The organism is Streptomyces sp. NPDC044719 (assembly GCF_056433405.1).
In genome coordinates, this window is record NZ_JBWKHE010000011.1 from 249,753 (window position 1) to 268,824 (window position 19,072).

The window sequence follows — 19,072 nt, forward strand, 5'->3', positions numbered from 1 at the left end:
GCCGGGCTTGGAAGGCGACCCTTGTTCGGAGTGATCGGGGTCAGGCGCGAGACTATTGTCCATGAGTGAGTCCAGCGCCCCGTCGAAGACCGTCCTGCTCCGCCGTGGAGAAGTGCACAGCCCCGCCGATCCGTTCGCCACCGCCATGGTCGTGGAACGGGGGCAGATCGCCTGGGTGGGGTCGGAGGGGGCCGCCGACGCCTTCGTGGACGGGGTCGACGAGGTCCTCGACCTGGACGGCGCGCTGGTCACCCCGGCGTTCACCGATGCGCATGTGCACACCACCGCCACCGGTCTCGCGCTCACCGGCCTCGATCTGTCCGCAGCTCCCACGCTCGAGGCCGCCCTGGCCCTCGTACGGGACTTCGCCGCCTCCCGCCCGGACGACCGCGTCCTGCTCGGCCACGGCTGGGACGCCGCCCGCTGGCCCGGGGGCCGTCCCCCGACCCGTGCGGAGCTCGACGAGGCCGCCGGGCACCGGCCCCTCTACCTCAGCCGGATCGACGTCCACTCGGCGGTCGTCACCACGGCCCTGCTCGACCTGGTTCCCGGCGCCGCCCGCGCGGACGGACCGCTCACCGCCGACGCCCACCACGCCGTACGGGCCGCGGCGTTCGCGGCCGTGACGCCTCGGCAGCGCGTCGACGCACAGCGCGCCGCGCTCGCGCACGCCGTGTCGCTCGGCATCGGCACGGTCCACGAGTGCGCCGGCCCCGAGATCTCCTCCGAGGACGACTTCACCGGCTTGCTGAGCCTCGCCGCCGGGGAAACCGGGCCGCGCGTCGTCGGGTACTGGGCCGAGCGGGATGTAGCCAAGGCGCGAGAGCTGGGCGCGATCGGCGCCGCGGGCGACCTGTTCGTCGACGGCGCCCTCGGCTCGCACACGGCCTGTCTGCACCAGCCGTACGCCGACGCCGGTCACACGGGCAACGCCTATCTGGACGCCGCCGCCGTGGCCGCCCATGTCGTCGCCTGCACCGAGGCGGGTCTCCAGGCCGGTTTCCACGCCATCGGCGACGCCGCGGTGGACGCCGTGGTCGAGGGCGTGCGCACCGCCGCCGGGGAGCTGGGCCTCGCCCGCGTCCGCGCCGCCCGCCATCGCGTCGAGCACGCCGAGATGCTCAGCCCGGAGGCGATCGCGGCCCTCGCCGAACTCGGCCTCACCGCCTCCGTGCAGCCCGCCTTCGACGCCCTGTGGGGCGGCGAGGACGGCATGTACGCGCAGCGGCTGGGCGCCGGGCGGGCGCGTGCGCTGAACCCCTTCGCCGCCCTGCTGCGCGCCGGTGTCCCGCTCGCCTTCGGCTCCGACAGCCCGGTCACCCCGCTCGACCCGTGGGGCACGGTCCGGGCCGCCGCCTTCCACCGCACGCCGGAGCACCGGGTCTCCGTGCGCGCCGCGTTCACGGCGCACACGCGCGGTGGCTGGCGGGCCGTCGGGCGGGACGACGCGGGCGTCCTGGTGCCGGGCGCCCCCGCCGACTACGCGGTGTGGCACACCGGCGAGCTCGTGGTGCAGGCCCCGGACGACCGGGTCGCCCGCTGGTCGACGGATCCCCGCTCCGGCACCCCGGGGCTGCCCGACCTGACCCCCGGCCGCGACCTGCCCGTCTGTCTGCGCACCGTGGTGGGCGGACGCACGGTCTTCGTACGGCCGGGCGAGTGATCTACGGGGGTGGCGCGCAGGCGATCTTGTGCCGCGCCCCCGGCGCGCGACCTGCGCATCCTCCGCACTGACCAGGCCTTTGTGGGGAGAAGCGCAGGTCAAACGGCTGTTGACAGGCGGCCGCGGGTGGCCGGTAGGTTCGGCGGAGTCCACCACCGGACGCCCGACCGGGAACGTCCGCGCACTCGCCGCAGCGCCGCCGGGTCAGGGACGGTGTGCCGCACCGGGCACCGCCACTGGGAGCCAGGCTCAGGCCGGCACAGCGCCGAGGGAACGTTCCGGCCGGTCGGGGAGGTGTGACCCGGGAGGGGCCCGGACGCTCAGTAGACAACGGCTTTCGGTCGATCCGCAGCCAGCGGGTCCCAGGTCGGCCCGAAGGGCGCCGGGCCCCCTTCCGCCGTACGCTCGCACGCGAAAGCGCATTCTTACCCGCGCCTTGCGGATTCGGCACCACTGTTCGAACGTCCTGTCGCGTCATCGCAGGCCGGGCCCACTATGGTGGATCCCTGCGTACGGACTTGAAGGGGCATCAGTGAACGACGGCGACGGGACCCTCGCGGCAGGAGCCCAGGGGAGGAAGTTCGGCCCGCTCGGCACGGCCTTGGTGATCATCCCGACCTACAACGAGGCGGAGAACATCAAGAGCATCGTCGGCCGGGTGCGCGAGTCCGTCCCCGAGGCGCACGTGCTCGTGGCCGACGACAACAGCCCGGACGGCACGGGCAAGCTGGCCGACGAGCTGGCGGTGGACGACGACCACGTCCACGTGCTGCACCGCAAGGGCAAGGAGGGCCTGGGCGCCGCCTATCTGGCGGGCTTCCGCTGGGGCCTGGAGCGTGACTACGGCGTGCTGATCGAGATGGACGCCGACGGCTCCCACCAGCCCGAGGAACTGCCCCGTCTGCTCACCGCCCTGAAGAGCGCCGACCTGGTGCTCGGCTCGCGCTGGGTGCCCGGCGGCCGGGTGGTGAACTGGCCGAAGTCCCGTGAGGTGATCTCCCGGGGCGGCAGCCTCTACTCCCGGCTCGCGCTCGATCTGCCGCTGCGTGACATCACCGGCGGCTACCGGGCCTTCCGCCGCGAGACCCTGGAGGGCCTCGGCCTCGAAGAGGTCGCCTCGCAGGGGTACTGCTTCCAGGTCGACCTCGCGCGTCGCTCGGTCAAGGCCGGCTACCACGTCGTCGAGGTGCCGATCACCTTCGTCGAGCGCGAACTCGGCGACTCCAAGATGAGCCGCGACATCCTGGTCGAGGCGCTGTGGCGGGTCACGGCGTGGGGCGTGGGAGAGCGGGTCGGCAAGGTCACGGGGCGCGGCGGCAAGCCGGCCAGGCCCTAGCGGACCTCCGCGGCGCTCACGGGAGCGGCTGATCAGCCCTTATCCCGGACTGAGCCGGGTCCAGGCACACTGGAGGCATGACGACTGGCGCTCAGACTCCCAGTACCCCTGCCCGGCCGCGGCGCTCCCGGCTGCGCACGTTCCTGCCGTTGGGTCTCGCCGCCTGGCTCGTGCTGGAGATCTGGCTGCTCACGGTGGTCGCGGGAGCGTCCAGCGGGCTGGTGGTCTTCCTCGTCCTGCTCGCGGGCCTCGTCCTCGGCTCGGTCGTGATCAAGCGGGCCGGCCGGCGCGCCTTCCGGAACCTCTCCGAGGCGCTGCAACAGCAGCAGAGCGGTGCGATGCCCGCGTCGGCCCGGCCGAACAGCGAGGGCAACGGCCTGATGATGCTGGGCGGTCTGCTGCTGATCATCCCCGGTCTGGTGTCGGACGCGGTGGGTCTGCTCCTGCTGCTGCCGCCGGTCCAGAAGGCCGTCAGCCGATCCGCCGAGCGCACCTTCGAGCGCAAGCTCCGCGAGGCGGACCCGGGCACCCTGGGAGGGGCGTTCCAGCAGGCCCGTATGTACCGCCCCGACGGCAAGGTCGTCCAGGGCGAGGTCATCAGGGACGAGCCGGGCGACGCCCCGACGGAGCCGCGCCCGCCGTTGACGCACTGAGCGCCCGGGCGGCCGTCAAACCCACGCTCCAGGCGGCCGTCAGGCACCCGCGAGGTACACGAGCATGACGAGCATGACAAAAACCGCGGGCGCCGTACGTGACGTACGGCGCCCGCGGTTTTGATGCGCTGTTCGGCCAGGCCCGGAGGGTCAGGCCGACTTGCGGCTGCTGTCCCGGGGATGAATCGCGATGTTCATCGCACCGGAGCGCAGCACCGCCAGGCGCTCCTCGAGGACCTCTTCGAGCTCCTCACGGGTGCGCCGCTCCATCAGCATGTCCCAATGCGTACGCGCGGGCTTGCCCTTCTTCTCTTCCGGGACATCGCCGTCCACGAGGAGTGCCTGGGCCCCGCAGACCTTGCACTCCCACTCCGGCGGGATCTCCGCCTCGACCGAGAAGGGCATCTCGAACCGGTGCCCCTTCTCGCATGCGTACTCCACGGCCTGGCGCGGAGCCAAGTCGATGCCGCGGTCCGTCTCGTAGCTGGTCACCACGAGGCGCGTGCCGCGAAGAGCTCGCTCACTCATGAATCGTGCCTCCCGGGCTTGTCGCCCACAGGACAGGTGTCGCTGTCGTCGTCATCCGGTCAACGTCCGGTCGGCGGTAAAGATTCCCGTTCCGAGTCCCGTTCCGGGTCATGCGTCGCCGTCGTAGCCGCCCTTGTTGTACCCACCAGCGCCCGGTTTGTCACATCTGCTAGCAGATGTAACCTAGCGTTTCGGCATCTTTGACGCGCAGTAACGGTACGCCTGGCAGGCCAAACGCGTACACTACAGCCCTTTCGCGCCGAGCGCTAAATCCTGTCAGGAACCGGATTCCCCGCTTCGCGGATCGCACGCCCCACGGGTACCCGGGCGAGCAGCACGAATCCGATGACGAAGAAGCCCACCAGCGAGATGATCGCGTCCCGGTAGCTCCCGGTCAGCTGGTAGGTGAGCCCGAACAGCAGCGGCCCGAGCCAGCTCATGCCGCGGTCGCTCATCTCGTACGCGGAGAAGTATTCGGCCTCCTTCCCGGGCGGGACGAGATGGGAGAACAGGGAGCGGGACAACGCCTGGCTGCCACCGAGGACCAGGCCGATCCCGGCCGCCAGGACGAAGAACCACACGGGCGCCCCGGCCGGCAGGAAGTATCCGGCCGCCAGCGTCGACGTCCACGCGACGAGCGAGCCGAGGATCGTGCGCTTGGCCCCGTACGTCCGGGCCAGCCGGCCCATCGCCAGGGCGCCCGCCACCGCCAGCACCTGCACCAGCAGGATGGCGCCGATCAGGGTGGACTGCCCGAGGCCCAGTTCCTTCGAGCCGTAGACCGAGGCCTGGGAGATCACCGTCTGGACGCCGTCGTTGTAGACGAGGTACGCGAGCAGGAAGGCCAGGGTCAGGGGGTGGCGGCGCATGTCGCGGACGGTCGCCGCGAGCTGCCGGAAGCCGGGGAGGGCCGCCTCGCGCGCGACGGACCTGCGGTCGCGCAGTCGCCGGAGCGGAATGAGGGCGAACGCGCCCCACCACAGGCCGGCCGACGCCAGGCAGATGCGGACCGCCGTGCTCTCGGAGATGCCGAAGCTCTCGTGCCCGGTGTAGAGGACGAGATTGACGACGAGGACCAGCGACCCCGCCGCGTAGCCGAAGGCCCAGCCGCGGGAGGAGACCGCGTCCCGTTGCTCGGGCGGGGCGATCTGCGGCAGGTAGGAGTTGTAGAGCATCATCGCCACGGACTGGGCCGCGTTCGCGACGACCAGCAGGGCCCCGCCGAGCAGATAGCGGTCGCCGTCCAGGAAGAACATGGCCGCGGTCGCCGTGGCCCCCAGATAGGCGGCGGCCGCGAGAAGGGGCTTCTTGCGGCCGGTGCGGTCGGCGGCTGCACCCACCAGGGGCATCACCAGCACGGCCACGATCACCGACAGGGACACCGAGTACGCGAAGAAGGACCCGGCGCGCACCGGGATCCCGAGGGGGTGGACGTATCCGTCGGCATCGGCCGCCGACTCGGCGACCGATGTGAGATAGGGGCCCAGGAAGACGGTGAGCACGCTCGTCGAGTAGACGGAGCACGCCCAGTCGTAGAAGTACCAGCCGCGCTGCTCGCGTCTGAGATCAGCCGCCCCGTCGTCCGGCGGTGTCCGCACGGTGTCGGTGCCCACCCGTGACCTCGCTTCCCCGTGAACGCGCGGAGGTGGCGGGGCGGGGTGTCAGACCCAGACGCCGCGGTCCTCCATGACCTTGCGCAACGTGTCGATGTGATCGGTCATGATGCCATCCACGCCCAGGTCCAGAAGCCGGTGCATGCTCTCGGGGTCGTTGACGGTCCACACGTGCACCTGGAGCCCGCGCGCGTGGGCGGCGTGCAGGAAGCGGTGGTCCACGACCTGGATGCCGGACTGCATCTCGGGGACCTGGGCGGCGACCGCCGAGCGGCGCACCGCCGCGGGCAGCCCCCAGGAGCGCAGCCGCAGATTGAGCACGCCCCGGGTGCCGTACGACGTGGCAAGGCGCGGGCCGGCCAGCCGCTGGGCGCGCACCACGCGTGCCTCGGAGAACGAGCCGAGGCAGATCCGGTCCCAGGAGTCCGTCCGCCCGACCAGGTCCAGGAAGGGCAGCAGGGCGGCCTCCGCCTTGACGTCGACGTTCCAGCGCACGTCGGGGAAGGTCTCCAGGAGCTCCTCGAACAGGGGCAGTGGTTCCTCCCCGGCCACGCGCGCGTGCCGTACGTCGTCCCACGGCAGGTCCGCGATCCGGCCCGCGCCGTCCGTCACCCGGTCCAGGGTCGCGTCGTGGAAGGCGACGAGTTTTCCGTCCCGGGTCGCATGGACGTCGGTCTCGATGTACCGGTAGCCCGCCTCGACAGCGCACCGGAACTGCCGCACGGTGTTCTCCAGGCCGTCAGCCGCCCCGCCCCGGTGGGCGAAGGGGATCGGGCCGGAGTGGTCGAGATAGGGATGGCGTATCCGCGGGCTCACGGACGCAGTATCGCTCCTCGGGGTTGACCGGTGGCAACGACCGTGCTGCCGCCGGATGCCGCGGGGACGGCGAACACGCGCAGGAACAGCTGGGCGAGCGGGCCGATCGAGACCGCGTACAGCAGGGTGCCGATGCCCACGGTGCCGCCCAGGGCGAACCCCGTCGCCACGACCGTGAACTCGATGGCCGTGCGCACCAGGCGGATCGACACCCCCGTGCGCTGGTGCAGGCCCGTCATGAGGCCGTCGCGCGGACCCGGGCCGAAGCGCGCCGCGATGTACAGCCCGGTCGCCGCGCCGTTCAGGACGATCCCCGTCACCATCAGCGTCACGCGCGCGACGGGGCCGTGCGCGTCGGGCACCAGGGCCAGCGTCGCGTCCATGGCCATGCCGATGACCAGCACGTTGGAGACCGTGCCGAGGCCCGGCCGCTGGCGCAGCGGGATCCAGGTGAGCAGTACCGCCGCGCCCACGATCGTCAGCACCACGCCGATCGAAAGCCCCGTCCGCTCGGCGAGGCCCTGGTGCAGCACGTTCCACGGCTCCAGCCCGAGCCCTGACCGGACGAGCAGCGCCGAACTCGCGCCGTACAGCGCGAGACCGGCGTAGAGCTGCGTCAGCCGTCGGGTGAGATGGCGCCGCGTGGACATGATGTGCTCCCCTGTGGTGTCAGTGGACTGATGCATGACACCCTGTGGCTTGGATGGAGTGGCCATCCATGGCCAATCCGGGGAAGGTGGACTGATTCCGATGGCTCAGTGGACTTCGGCCGTGGGTGCGGCGCAGCTCGCCCGGCTGCTCAACTCCCAGCAGGAGCGCCCGGCAGGACCCGGCACGCGCCGGCCGCCCGCCTACCGCGCGCTCGCCGACGGCATCCGCCTGCTGGTGCTCGAAGGACGGGTCCCGGTGGCCGCCCGGCTGCCCGCCGAGCGGGAACTCGCCCTCTCCCTGTCCGTCAGCCGTACGACGGTGGCCGCCGCGTACGAGGCGCTGCGCGGCGAAGGCTTCCTGGAGTCCCGGCGCGGCGCGGGCAGCTGGACCGCCGTACCGGCCGGGAACCCGCTGCCCGCGCGCGGCCTGGAACCGCTGCCGCCCGAGACTCTCGGCTCGATGATCGACCTGGGCTGTGCGGCGCTGCCGGCCCCCGAGCCGTGGCTGACCCGGGCCGTGCGGGGCGCCCTGGAGGAACTGCCGCCGTACGCGCACACGCACGGCGACTATCCCGCCGGGCTGCCGGCGCTCCGGTCGATGATCGCCGAGCGGTACACCGCGCGCGGGATCCCGACCATGCCCGAGCAGATCATGGTGACGACCGGGGCGATGGGCGCCATCGACGCGATCTGCCATCTGTTCGCCGGGCGCGGCGAGCGCATCGCCGTGGAGTCGCCCTCGTACGCCAACATCCTCCAGCTCATGCGGGAGGCCGGGGCCCGGCTGGTGCCCGTCGCGATGGCCGAGGGGCTGAGCGGCTGGGACATGGACCGCTGGCGGCAGGTCCTGCGGGACGCCGCTCCCCGGATCGCGTACGTCGTCGCCGACTTCCACAACCCGACCGGTGCGCTCGCCGACGAGGACCAGCGGCGGCGGCTGGTGGACGCGGCGCGCTCCGCGGGGACCGTGCTGATCGCCGACGAGACGATGAGCGAGCTGTGGCTCGACTCGGACGTGCGGATGCCGAAGCCGGTGTGCGCCTTCGACCGGGCCGGGTCCACGGTGATCACGGTGGGGTCGGCGAGCAAGGCGTTCTGGGCCGGGATGCGCATCGGCTGGGTGCGGGCCGCGCCGGACGTGATCCGCAGCCTCGTCGCCGCGCGGGCCTACGCCGACCTCGGCACGCCCGTGCTGGAGCAGCTGGCCGTCAACTGGCTGTTCGGGACGGGGGGCTGGGAACAGGCCGTGGAGGTACGGCGGGAGCAGGCGCGGGAGAACCGCGACGAGCTCGTGGCCGCGGTGCGGCGGGAGCTGCCCGGGTGGGAGTTCGAGGTGCCCCGGGGTGGTCTGACCCTGTGGGTGCGGACCGGGGGGCTCTCCGGGTCGCGGCTCGCCGAGGCGGGGGAGCGGGTCGGCGTGCGGGTGCCGTCCGGGCCCCGGTTCGGCGTGGACGGGGCGTTCGAGGGGTATGTGCGGCTGCCGTTCACCGTGGGAGGCGCGGTGGCCGAGGAGGCGGCCGTGCGGTTGGCCGCCGCGGCGCGGATCGTGGAGGAGGGCGGCGCGGGGGCCGGAGAGGCGCCGCGGACGTTCGTGGCGTAGGGCGGCGCGGGGGCTGGAGAGGCGCCGCGGACGTTCGTGGCGTAGGGCTCCGCGGCTCAGTCGCGCAGGGCGTTCAGCTGACGCCGGGCCGGTGCCAGCGCCCGGCCGGCGTGACCGGGTCGCCCGGCGTGGCTAGTTCGCCTTCGCTTTCGTCTTCGCGGGCTTGGTCAGCACCGGTACCGGATTCGGGATCGAGTCCTTCGGTTTCGTCAGGACCGGTACCGGATCCGGCACGGGGTCCGGCTTCGGGTCCGTCGTGAGCGCCTCCGCCTCCGTCCCCTCCGGCTCGGGGACCGTTTCCCCGTCCGCCGGTGTCGTGCGCGGCGGGAGGAGGTCCAGGACCGCCTGGCGGTGGGCGTCGGACGTGGCGTCGTCGTAGGGGTTCGGCGTGGCCGGGACCTGGAGGCGGTGGACCGGGCCCAGGCCGAGGCGGGCGTAGCCGCGGCCGGGCGGGACCTCCTCGACGGGGGTGGTGTGCGGGGGCGCGCCCAGGACGGATTCGAGCTGCTCGGCCGTCGCCGGGCCGAGGACCACGCGCGCGCGTGTGTGCTGCCGTACCGGTTCGCCGAGGGCGTCCATGGTGTCCAGCTGCTCGGCCACGACCACCGTCACGTTCGCCGGGCGGCCGTGCCGGAGCGGGACCTGGAGGAGGGACTGCGGGTCCTTGCGGTCCTGGGCGGCGGCCAGATGGGTGAACGCCGTCGGACGGTCCAGGAGGATCCACAGGGGACGCTTGGTGTCGTCGGGCGGAGGCTGGCCCTCCTGGTGGGCACGGTTGGCGGCGATCAGGCGGCGCTCGGTCTCCTGCGCGGCCCACTCCAGGCTCGCCAGCACCCCGGGGAGACCGCATTCGACGGCCAGGACGCCGTCCCGGCCGGTCAGACAGGCGTACTCCCCGGTGCCCCCGCCGTCGACGATCACCACGTCGCCGTGCTGGAGGGCCTGCAGGGCGATGGACCGCAGCAGGGTCGAGGTGCCGGTGCCCGGCTGGCCGAGGGCGAGCAGGTGAGGCTCGGTGGAGCGCAGGCCCGTGCGCCAGACGACCGGGGGCACGTCCCGCCGCTGTTCGCCGGAGGCCAGGGGGAGGGTGCGCTGGACCCGGGTGGGGTCGGTGAAGCCGAGGACCGTCTCGCCCGGGGCGGTGACGAAGCGCTGGGCGGCGATGTCGACGGCGAGCGGCACGAGCACGCTGACCGTCAACTGGTTACCTTCCTCTTCCCACGAGAAGTGGTATTCGCGCCCCTTGCCCGACTTGGCCGCGAGCAGGCCCTCGATCCGGGCGCGTGCCTCGGCCTCACCGTCGGCGAAGTACGCCGGGTAGTGCAGCACCAGGTGCGTGATCCGGCCGGTGCCGTCGAAGGCGTAGGTGGGGAAGGCCTTCTCCCAGGTGCCGCCGTGTGAGTACAGCGGCTCGGGGTCCTCGGCGGTGGAGAAGTGCGGCACGAGCGCCTCGTACAGGGACTGCAGGCGCTGGCTCTGCGACTCGTCGGGCCCGTCGGATGCCGACGCGGCGCGTTCCCGGCCCTGCCATGCGGCCGCCGCCATCAGGGTGATGGCGGCGAGCAGCGGTCCGTACGGCATCAGGGCCACGACGAGGATGACGGAGGCCACCAGGAACAGCAGCGCTCCCCGTTTGTCCTTGGGTGTCTCGCTCCACCTGCGCCGTCCGGCCGCTGCCAGCCGGCGCAGACCGCGCGTGATCGTGATCAGCGGATGGAGGACGTCGGTGGCACTGTCGGCGGCCGTACGGGCCAGCTCCCGGCTCCGGACGAGCTGCGCGCTGCCGTTGCTCAGAATGCGGGGGAGGGGGCGCCGGGCCACTGCTGCCTCCAGAGAGTGCGTACGGGCGGGATGCGTACGGGGTGCGGGGCCGTCAGAACTTGATTCCGCCGAGGAGGCTCGCCAGGCTCTCGCCGCCTGCCTTGATGCTCGGGGCGATGGCCGTGCTGGCCAGGTAGAAGCCGAAGAGCATCGCGACCACGGCGTGCGACGCCTTGAGGCCGTCCTTGCGGAAGAAGATGAAGACGACGATGCCGAGCAGGACCACGCCTGAGATGGAGAGGATCATTTGGGTTCTCCTGGTTCGCGGGGACAGTCACCATGAGTACTTCCAGGCTCACAGGATGTATCCATACGATAAAAGGTGCAACTGGGTGGAAATCGGGTGATTTCTCCCGGGCTGCGGCGTGGTCCCGGAACCGGTCGAACTGGGGTGTTGTGCTCGCCCGGGTCTGTGGTGATCTTTACCTCGGGCACATCGGGTCATGTGCCGCGCGAGCCAGTACCCTGGCGATTCACTCGTACGGCTGCACCACTCGCAGGCGTGCGCACCCGGCGTGATGAGCAGTGGAGAGGCGGTCCGGCCGATGACCGAAGTCCCCGACCCCGAGGTCGTGGAGCTGGCGACCAAGATCTTCGATCTGGCCCGGCGGGGACGGACCGAGGCGCTCGTGGCGTATGTCGACGCGGGTGTTCCGGCCAACCTCACCAATGACCGCGGCGACTCGCTCGTGATGCTCGCCGCCTATCACGGCCACTCCGACGCGGTGCGCGCGCTGCTCGCCCGCGGCGCCGAGGCCGACCGGGTGAACGACCGAGGCCAGACCCCGCTCGCGGGAGCCGCCTTCAAGGGCGAGACGGACGTGATCAAGGCCCTCCTGGAGGGCGGCGCCGACCCGTCCGCCGGCACGCCCTCGGCCGTGGACACGGCCCGGATGTTCGGCCGGACGGAATTGCTCGAACTGTTCGGCGAGCGCTGAGCCGGCCAGTCTGACCTGGAACGACACAGAAAACGGGGGAGGCGGTACAGGGCCGCCGAAATTTCGGTCGCGGCAGACGGAAGAGCCGAGTCATCATGACGACGTGGTTCACGGACGTGATGGTTGGGCAGGTGTTGCCGCACCGCGCGGGCCGTGACGCGGTCCGCAGGGGCCACCGACGAGAGGCAGAGGAAGATGGTCTACAGCAAGCAGGAAACGGCGGGCACTCCGACGTGTTGTCGCGCGGCCAGGTAGTACACGTCCCCGGTTGCGTCGACGCTTGATGTGAGGCTGTTTCCCATGTTCGATCCGGTCATAGCGCCCAGCGGTACGCTGCTCGGCCTGCTCCAGCGGGGCCGCGGTGACGGCACGCTGCACGCGCTCACCGCCCCGCGCCCCGAGGCGCTCGCGGCGTTGAACCACTGTGTGCTGCGCGATCCCCGCCACGACTGGCAGGTGGAGAACCGCTCCCTCTACTACGCCCGCCTCTACCTCGACCTGAACGGCGAGCTGGACGCGATCGAGGCTCATCTCTTCGACGCCGAGGACGTCCTCGACACCGAGGAGTCACGCACCGGGCTGGCTCTCGCCGTCCTCGGGCACCTCGCCTCCTACGGCAGGCGGGACGCGCTCGAACTGCTGCGCAGGTACGCCGCCCACGGCTCGAACTGGGCCTGGGCCCTCGACGAACTCGCCCTCAGGGACGACGACGCGGGCCTGCGCGCCCTCGCCGCGCCCGTCCTCGCCCGGTTCCCGGCCGATCCGGAGGGCGAGGCCGAGCTGGCCGCCACCGTCCGTGACGCCTTCGAGCCCCGGCCATGGCGGCTGTGGGCCGAGGATCCCCGCGAATCCATCTCCGCACGCGTGCGTGCCGCCCACGAGGCCGGCTGCTTCGACCGCTGGCAGCGGCAGATGCGGCCGACGGGCCCGCGCCCCGGATGGAGCGTGCAGGCCGTCTTCGAATGGGCCCAGCAGGGCCTCGACCGGGGCGCCGCACTCCATGTCCCGGCCGCCCGCTGCCTCACCGCCGTGGCAGGGCCCGAGGACCGCGCCGAGATCGTCCAGGCCGCGAAGGACGGCGGCGACGGAGCCCGGTGCACCGCCCTGCGCTATCTCGCCGACGGCAACGATCCCGACGCCCTCGACCTGATCGAGGGTGCCGTGGCCACCGGCTCGACGGTCGTCGTGGAGGCCGCCGTCGACGCCTTCGAACGGATGCGCAGTCTCACGGCGGTGGACCGGGCGCGCGGCTGGGCGCACCGGCCCGACGAGCTGGGAGCCGCCGCCGGACGTCTCCTCGCCTGCCTGGGCGGGGTACATGACCGGGACCTGGTCCTCGCGGCGCTACGGGAGGCGGTGCGCGGCGAAGGCCCCGACGCGCCGACCCTGTGGACCCTGGTCGACGGCACCGGACGGCTCGGCATCGCCTGCGCCGCCCCCGTGCTCCGCCATGTCTACCGCGAGACCGCCTCCTCCCATCTGCGCGGCCGGGCCGCCCGGGCCCTCGCCGCCACCGACCCCTCCTTCGCCACCGGCTTCGCCGTCGAATGCCTGTGGGACTGCGAGGAGACCACCCGCGAACTCGCCGCCCGGCACGCCGAGACCGGCGACACCCGGGTCGTGGAGCGACTGCGCCGGCTCGCCGCTGATCCGGCCGAGGAGGCCGAGGTGCAGACGGCCGTACGCAGCCGGATCGGTCCCGAGGAGACCGCTGTGTGACACCCCCTCTCCGGCAGGACCCCTGGGCGGATTCAGGCCGCCCGGGTGAACGAGGGGTGACTCGCGGGTCAGGAGCGTATGGACGCGGCCTGACCTGCGCGGGTGCACCTCAGAACGCTCATAGGACGTTCCTCGTTCGGAAAGATCCACGTTGACGCGGCCACGTCCGGCCCGGCGACAACACCGGTATGCGTGTCGTCATCGTGACCGAATCCTTTCCCCCCGACGTGAACGGCGTGGCCCACTGCGCGCTCCAGACCGCCCGGCACCTCGTCGATCGCGGTCACACCCCCGTCGTCGTGGCCCCGGCCCCGGCGCCCGGGAACAAGCCCGACGCCTCCGCGCCGTGCCGCGTAGTCCACGTCCCCTCCCTCCCGCTCCCCGGCTACCCCCAGGTCCGCGTCGCCCTCCCCAGCCGCCGCCTGGCCGCCACCCTCATCGAGCACCGTGCCGATGTCGTCCACCTCGCCAGCCCCTTCGTCCTCGGCGTGCGCGGCATGGCAGCCGCCGCCCGCCTCGGCATCCCCGCCGTCGCCGTCTACCAGACCGACCTGGCCGGATACGCCCGTACGTACATGGGCGCCGGAGAGGCCGCCGCCTGGCGGCGCATCCGCTCCGTCCACGGCGCCGCCGACCTCACCCTCGCCCCGTCCAGCGCTGCCCTGAAGGACCTGGAGACGCACGGAGTGCCCCGGGTCAAACTGTGGCAGCGCGGCGTGGACACCGAACGATTCCGTCCGGACCGCCGCGACGAGGCCCTGCGCCGTGAGCTGGCCCCGGGCGGCGAGCTGATCGTCGGCTACGTCGGCCGGCTCGCCCCCGAGAAGCAGGTCGAACTCCTCGCCGATGTCTGCGGCCTGGAGGGCGTCCGCGTCGTGATCGTCGGCGACGGCCCCAGCCGGCCCGGCCTGGAGCAGGCGCTGCCCGGCGCGGTCTTCCTCGGCCGCCGCACCGGTGACGATCTCGCCCGGGTCTTCGCCTCGTTCGACGTCTTCGCCCACACGGGCCCCTTCGAGACCTTCTGCCAGACCGTGCAGGAGGCCATGGCCAGCGGTCTGCCGGTCGTGGCGCCCGCCGCGGGCGGGCCGCTGGACCTGGTCGCGCACGGACAGACCGGGCTGCTGGTGCCGCCGCGCGACGCGACCGCCGTACGGGACGCGGTGTGGTCCCTGGCCGCCGATCCCGGGCTGCGAACCGCCTTCGGCGCCACCGGACGCGCCACGGTCGAGGGCCGCACCTGGGCGGCCGTCGGCGACCAGCTGATCGGGCACTACGCGAACGTGCTCGCCGGGCGCAGGACGGTGGTGGCGGCATGAGCGCGGGGAACGGGACCGGCCAGTCGCTGCGGATCGTCCGGCTCGCCAACTTCGTCGCGCCCGCGTCCGGAGGTCTGCGCACCGCCCTGCGCGAACTCGGCAAGGGCTTCAAGGCGGCGGGACACGAGCCCGTCCTCGTCGTCCCCGGCGAGCGGATGAGCGACCGCGAGACCGAGCAGGGGCGGGTGATCACCCTCCCCGGGCCGCTGCTGCCCGGCACCGGCGGCTACCGCGTCCTCGCCGACAAGCGGCGGGTGGCCCGGCTCCTGGAGGAACTCGCGCCGGACCGTCTCGAGGTGTCCGACCGTACGACCCTCAGGTGGACCGGCAAGTGGGCGCGGCGCGCCCGGGTCCCGGCCGTGATGGTCTCCCACGAGACCGCCGACGGCGTGCTGCGCACCTGGGGCCTGCCCGAGGGCGCCGCCCGGCGTGCCGCCGACGCCCTCAACGTCCGCACGGCCCACACCTATGCGCGCGTGGTGTGCACCACCGAGTTCGCCGAGCGGGAGTTCGTGCGGATCGGGGCACGCAACGTCGTCCGGGCCCCGCTGGGCGTCGACCTGGTGCAGCGGCACCCGGCGCTGCGCGATCCCGAGCTGCGGGCACGGCACGCGCGCGGGGACGAGACGCTGCTCGTGATGTGCTCGCGGCTGTCCGTGGAGAAGCGGCCCGGCACGGCGCTGGACGCCCTGGAGACGCTGCGGCGGCGCGGACGACGGGCGGTGCTGGTGGTGGCGGGCGACGGCCCGCTGCGCGCCCGGCTCGAACAGCGGGCACGCGAGAGCGCCTTGCCGGTCACCTTCCTCGGGCATGTCTCCGACCGCGGGCTGCTCGGCGCGCTCCAGGCGTCCGCCGATGTCGCCCTGGCGCCGGGGCCCGCCGAGACCTTCGGGCTCGCCGCGCTGGAGGCCATGGCGTGCGGCACGCCCGTGGTGGCCAGCGCGTCGTCCGCGCTGTCCGAGGTGATCGGCTCCGCCGGTGCCGTCGCCGCGGACCACGGGGAGGCCTTCGCGGACGCCGTGGACCTGCTGCTGGAAGGCCTGGAGGCGGACCGGCGCGAGGCCGCACGCGCGCGTGCGGAGTGCTTCGGCTGGAACGCGGCGGTCGACGCCTTCCTCGCCGCACACGACGCGGCCGTCCCCGTGCGACCGTACGTGCCCGGAGGCGTGGCATGAGACCCCCGCGGTTCGTGGGAGCCCCGCGTTTCGTGGCCCTCGGCGACTCACTGACCGAGGGCGTGGGCGATCCCGTCGGCGAGGGGTGGCGCGGCTGGGCCGCGCTGCTCGCCGACGGGCTCGCCGAGGGGCCGGCCCGGTTCGCCAACCTCGCGGTGAGCGGGGCGCAGACCCGGGACGTGCTGGAGCGGCAGCTGCCCACCGCGCTGGAGCTGCGGCCCGAGCTCGTGTCCGTCGTCGTCGGCGTCAACGACACCCTGCGCTGCACCTTCGACATCCAGGCCGTGGCGGCCCGGCTCGACCGGGTGTACCAGGCCTGCACCGAACAGGGCGCGGTCCTGCTCACCGCGTGCCTGCCCGACCCGGGCACGATGCTCGGGCTGCCGGGGGCACTGGCCCACCCGCTGGCGCGGCGGCAACGGGCCGTGAACGCGGTGGTCCATGCCCTGTCCGACCGGTACGAAGCCCTGCATCTGCACGCGTGCGAGGGCGACTGGACCACGGACCGCGCCATGTGGAGCGCGGACCGGCTGCACCCCGGCGAGCGGGGACACCGGCAACTGGCCCTGCGCTTCCACGCGCTGCTCGCGGAGCACGGCCTGGCGACGGGGCCCGCGCCCTCGCCCGAGCCCGATTTCCCCGTTCCGACGAAGTCGGCGAGCCTGTGGTGGCTGGCCACGGCCGGTACCGGCTGGGTGGCCCGCCGGTGCACCGACCTGCTGCCGCAGCTCCTGACACTGGCCGCCGACGAACTGCGGCACCGCGCCCGAGGTACCAGCGCCCGGCTCGACCTGAGGGCCTCCGCGGCGGTGTCGGCCGCGCTGGCCGCGCTGTAGGTGGCGGAGCAGCCGGAAGCGGCCTGACAGGTAAGCAGCCGGACGCGGCCCGAAAGATCAGCAGCCGGACGGGGCCTGACAGGTAAGCAGCCGGTCGCGGCCTGACAGATCAGCAGCCGGTCGCGGCCGACGGATCGGCGGTGGCCGGTGCGGTCCGGACGGTTCACCGGCGCCGTCCGGCCACGAAGCGCACCGGCGTGCCCGGGACCGCCTGGGCGGCGGCCGGGAGGTCGGCGGCTCGGACGACCGCGATCACCGGGTAGCCCCCGGTGGTCGGATGGTCGGCCAGGAACACCACCGGCCTGCCGTCGGGCGGGACCTGGACCGCTCCCAGCACCATGCCCTCACTGGGGAGTTCACCGTGCCGGGCCCGCTCCAGGGCGGGGCCCTCCGTGCGCAGCCCGATGCGGTTGCCGGCGGCGGACACCCGGTAGGCGTGTGAGACGAAGGCGCGAACGGCCTCCGGCGTGAACCAGTCGTCGCGCGGGCCGAGTGTCACCCGCAGGACCAGTTCGGACGGCGGCGCCGGCTGCGGGGCGACGTCCACGCGCGCGTGCACACCGGTCGGCCGGCCCAGCGGCAGCACCGTGCCGTCCGTGAGCGGGGCCGGGCCGAGCCCCGACAGCAGGTCCGTCGAACGGCTGCCGAGCACGGGCTCGACGGCGACGCCCCCGGAGAGACCCAGGTACGCGCGTACGCCCGACACGGCCGGACCGACGTCCAGCAGCGCCCCGGCGGGCACGCGCACCGGCGCACCCCAGGGGACGGGCCGGCCGTCCACCGTGACCCCGCAGTGCGCGCCCGTCACCGCGACCGTGACCGCCGAACGGGGACGCACGGCACAGCCGTTGAGCGTCGTCTCCAGCACGGCCGCCCCGGGCGGATTGCCGACCAGCCGGTTGACGAGGTCCGCGGCCGGCCCGTCCAGGGCTCCGGAGCGGGGGACGCCGAGATGGGCGTGGCCGGGGCGGCCGAGGTCCTGCACGGTGGTCAGGGCTCCGGCCCGTACGACGGCGAGGGCGCGATCCGTCATGGCGCCGCCTCGGGGACGAACCGCACGCGCGTGCCCGGCGACAGCAGAGCGGCCGGCACACGCGCGTGGTCCCACAGAACGGTGTCCGTCGTGCCGATCAGCTGCCAGCCGCCCGGCGACGAGCGCGGATACACGCCCGTGTACGGGCCCGCCAGGGCCACCGACCCGGCGGGGACGGCCGTGCGCGGGGTGGCCCGGCGCGGGACGTCGTAGCGCGACGGCAGCCCGGTGAGATAGCCGAAGCCGGGCGCGAAGCCGCAGAAGGCGACCCGGAACTCCGTCTCCGCGTGGATACGGGCGACCTCCCGCTCCGGCACGCCCCAGTGCGCGGCGACCTCGGCCAGGTCCGGGCCGTCATACCTCAGGGGGATCTCGATCACCTCACGCGCGCGTGGGGGAGAGGGCGGCAGTTCGGCGGCGGTCAGTTCGGCGGCCAGCCGGGCGGGGGAGTCGAGGCCGTCGAGGAGGACAGTGCGGGCTGCGGGGACGATCTCGCGGGCCGACAGCGAACCCTCCGCACGGCGTCGCAGCAGCTCCGCGTGCAGGGCCTGGGCCTCGTCGCCCGAGGCGACCTCGACGAGCAGCGCGTCCTCGCCAACGGGCCGGACCTTCATACGAAGGCCTCCACCCGGATCCCCGAGATCTCCAGCCGTTCCCGCACCCGGCGCGCCAGCTCCACCGCGCCGGGCGTGTCGCCGTGCAGGCACAGGGAACGCGCGCGTACCTGGATGCGTGTCCCCGAGTGGGAGGAGACCTCGCCGGAGCGGGCCAGGCCCAGGGACCGCTCCACGACGGCCTCCGGGTCGGTGACCACGGCGCCGTCGCGCGTGCGCGGCACCAGCGTGCCCGCGTCGGTGTAGGCGCGGTCCGCGAACGCCTCCGTGACGACCGGCAGTCCGGCCTTGCCCGCCAGGTCGAGCAGACGCGAGTCGGGCAGGCCCAGCACGGGCAGCGCGGCATCCGCGAGGAGCACCCCGTCGATGACCGCGGCGGCCTGCTCCTCGTCGTGCACGGCCCGGTTGTAGAGCGCGCCGTGCGGTTTGACGTAGGCCACGCGGGAGCCCGCGGCACGGGCGAAGACCTCCAGGGCGCCGATCTGGTAGGCCACTTCGGCCGCCAGCTCGGCGGGCGGCACGTCCATCGCGCGCCGCCCGAACCCGGCCAGGTCCCGGTAGGACACCTGGGCGCCGATCCGCACCCCGCGCTCGGCCGCCAGCTCGCACACCCGGCGCATGGTGGCGGCGTCCCCGGCGTGGAAGCCGCACGCCACATTGGCGCTGGTGACGACGGACAGCAGCCGTTCGTCGTCGGTGAGCCGCCAGCGGCCGAAGCCCTCGCCGAGGTCGGCGTTCAGGTCGATCGAGGTCACGTGTCG

The 19,072-nt window shown here is 73.4% G+C and carries 18 protein-coding genes; 9 read left to right on the forward strand and 9 right to left on the reverse strand.

All coding sequences use genetic code 11. From position 1 onward, the window contains the following. The first annotated feature begins 61 nt into the window (after positions 1–61). From AC07DF_RS36925 to fxsA, 3 genes are all read left to right on the forward strand, one after another. Positions 62–1,663, forward strand: a complete 1,602-nt coding sequence (locus AC07DF_RS36925; RefSeq protein ID WP_478981156.1) for an amidohydrolase — start codon at positions 62–64, stop codon at positions 1,661–1,663. 532 nt (positions 1,664–2,195) lie between these two features. Then, positions 2,196–2,999 (forward strand): polyprenol monophosphomannose synthase, encoded by an 804-nt coding sequence (locus AC07DF_RS36930; protein ID WP_478981158.1) that lies wholly within the window; start codon positions 2,196–2,198, stop codon positions 2,997–2,999. Positions 3,000–3,076: 77 nt separating this feature from the next. Continuing rightward, complete coding sequence (gene fxsA, locus AC07DF_RS36935) at positions 3,077–3,652, forward strand: FxsA family membrane protein (RefSeq protein WP_478981160.1); 576 nt, start codon at positions 3,077–3,079, stop codon at positions 3,650–3,652. A gap of 150 nt (positions 3,653–3,802) precedes the next feature. Here fxsA and AC07DF_RS36940 read toward each other — a convergent pair whose 3' ends face one another. The 4 genes from AC07DF_RS36940 to yczE all read right to left on the reverse strand — a co-directional run bounded on the left by AC07DF_RS36940 (position 3,803) and on the right by yczE (position 7,259). Beyond that, a complete protein-coding gene (locus AC07DF_RS36940; RefSeq protein WP_184597099.1) occupies positions 3,803–4,180 on the reverse strand; it encodes an RNA polymerase-binding protein RbpA in 378 nt (125 codons plus the stop codon). A 266-nt stretch (positions 4,181–4,446) separates the two neighbouring features. Further along, a complete protein-coding gene (locus tag AC07DF_RS36945; protein WP_478981162.1) occupies positions 4,447–5,793 on the reverse strand; it encodes an MFS transporter in 1,347 nt (448 codons plus the stop codon). A 48-nt stretch (positions 5,794–5,841) separates the two neighbouring features. After that, entirely contained in the window at positions 5,842–6,609 is a 768-nt protein-coding gene (locus AC07DF_RS36950) for a glycerophosphodiester phosphodiesterase family protein (RefSeq protein WP_478981164.1), read from the reverse strand. Further along, entirely contained in the window at positions 6,606–7,259 is a 654-nt protein-coding gene (gene yczE, locus AC07DF_RS36955; RefSeq protein ID WP_478981166.1) for a membrane protein YczE, read from the reverse strand. The genes AC07DF_RS36950 and yczE overlap by 4 nt, the downstream gene beginning before the upstream one ends. Positions 7,260–7,359: 100 nt before the next feature. On the opposite strand from yczE, the gene AC07DF_RS36960 reads away from it, so the two are divergent. Then, complete coding sequence (locus AC07DF_RS36960; protein WP_478981168.1) at positions 7,360–8,859, forward strand: SCO1417 family PLP biosynthesis transcription factor; 1,500 nt, start codon at positions 7,360–7,362, stop codon at positions 8,857–8,859. 132 nt (positions 8,860–8,991) lie between these two features. Here the strand turns inward: AC07DF_RS36960 and AC07DF_RS36965 are convergent, their stop codons facing one another. Continuing rightward, positions 8,992–10,680 carry a hypothetical protein gene (locus AC07DF_RS36965; protein ID WP_478981170.1) on the reverse strand — a complete coding sequence of 563 codons (1,689 nt, stop codon included), beginning with the start codon at positions 10,678–10,680 and terminating at the stop codon, positions 8,992–8,994. Between the two features lie 52 nt (positions 10,681–10,732). Then, positions 10,733–10,927 (reverse strand): hypothetical protein, encoded by a 195-nt coding sequence (locus tag AC07DF_RS36970; protein WP_030843336.1) that lies wholly within the window; start codon positions 10,925–10,927, stop codon positions 10,733–10,735. Between the two features lie 298 nt (positions 10,928–11,225). Here AC07DF_RS36970 and AC07DF_RS36975 point away from each other — a divergent pair, with 298 nt between their 5' ends. The 5 genes from AC07DF_RS36975 to AC07DF_RS36995 all read left to right on the forward strand — a co-directional run bounded on the left by AC07DF_RS36975 (position 11,226) and on the right by AC07DF_RS36995 (position 16,664). Then, positions 11,226–11,618 carry an ankyrin repeat domain-containing protein gene (locus AC07DF_RS36975; protein ID WP_184597089.1) on the forward strand — a complete coding sequence of 131 codons (393 nt, stop codon included), beginning with the start codon at positions 11,226–11,228 and terminating at the stop codon, positions 11,616–11,618. 300 nt (positions 11,619–11,918) lie between these two features. Further along, positions 11,919–13,337 carry a HEAT repeat domain-containing protein gene (locus AC07DF_RS36980; protein ID WP_478981172.1) on the forward strand — a complete coding sequence of 473 codons (1,419 nt, stop codon included), beginning with the start codon at positions 11,919–11,921 and terminating at the stop codon, positions 13,335–13,337. A 188-nt stretch (positions 13,338–13,525) separates the two neighbouring features. Continuing rightward, a complete protein-coding gene (locus AC07DF_RS36985) occupies positions 13,526–14,653 on the forward strand; it encodes a glycosyltransferase family 4 protein (RefSeq protein ID WP_478981174.1) in 1,128 nt (375 codons plus the stop codon). Further along, positions 14,650–15,828, forward strand: coding sequence for a glycosyltransferase (locus AC07DF_RS36990; protein WP_478981176.1), 1,179 nt, complete (start codon positions 14,650–14,652; stop codon positions 15,826–15,828). The genes AC07DF_RS36985 and AC07DF_RS36990 overlap by 4 nt, the downstream gene beginning before the upstream one ends. Then, a complete protein-coding gene (locus AC07DF_RS36995; RefSeq protein ID WP_478981178.1) occupies positions 15,825–16,664 on the forward strand; it encodes an SGNH/GDSL hydrolase family protein in 840 nt (279 codons plus the stop codon). Before AC07DF_RS36990 ends, AC07DF_RS36995 begins: the two co-directional genes overlap by 4 nt. A 163-nt stretch (positions 16,665–16,827) precedes the next feature. Here AC07DF_RS36995 and AC07DF_RS37000 read toward each other — a convergent pair whose 3' ends face one another. From AC07DF_RS37000 to AC07DF_RS37010, 3 genes are read right to left on the reverse strand one after another with little or no spacing between them, the layout of a single operon-like run. Then, entirely contained in the window at positions 16,828–17,697 is an 870-nt protein-coding gene (locus AC07DF_RS37000) for a 5-oxoprolinase subunit C family protein (protein ID WP_478981180.1), read from the reverse strand. Further along, positions 17,694–18,311, reverse strand: coding sequence for a 5-oxoprolinase subunit PxpB (gene pxpB / locus AC07DF_RS37005; protein ID WP_478981182.1), 618 nt, complete (start codon positions 18,309–18,311; stop codon positions 17,694–17,696). Before pxpB ends, AC07DF_RS37000 begins: the two co-directional genes overlap by 4 nt. Continuing rightward, the gene (locus AC07DF_RS37010; RefSeq protein ID WP_478981184.1) at positions 18,308–19,066 is read right to left on the reverse strand and encodes a LamB/YcsF family protein; all 759 of its coding nucleotides are present in this window, start codon (positions 19,064–19,066) and stop codon (positions 18,308–18,310) included. Before AC07DF_RS37010 ends, pxpB begins: the two co-directional genes overlap by 4 nt. Positions 19,067–19,072 lie beyond the last annotated feature (6 nt).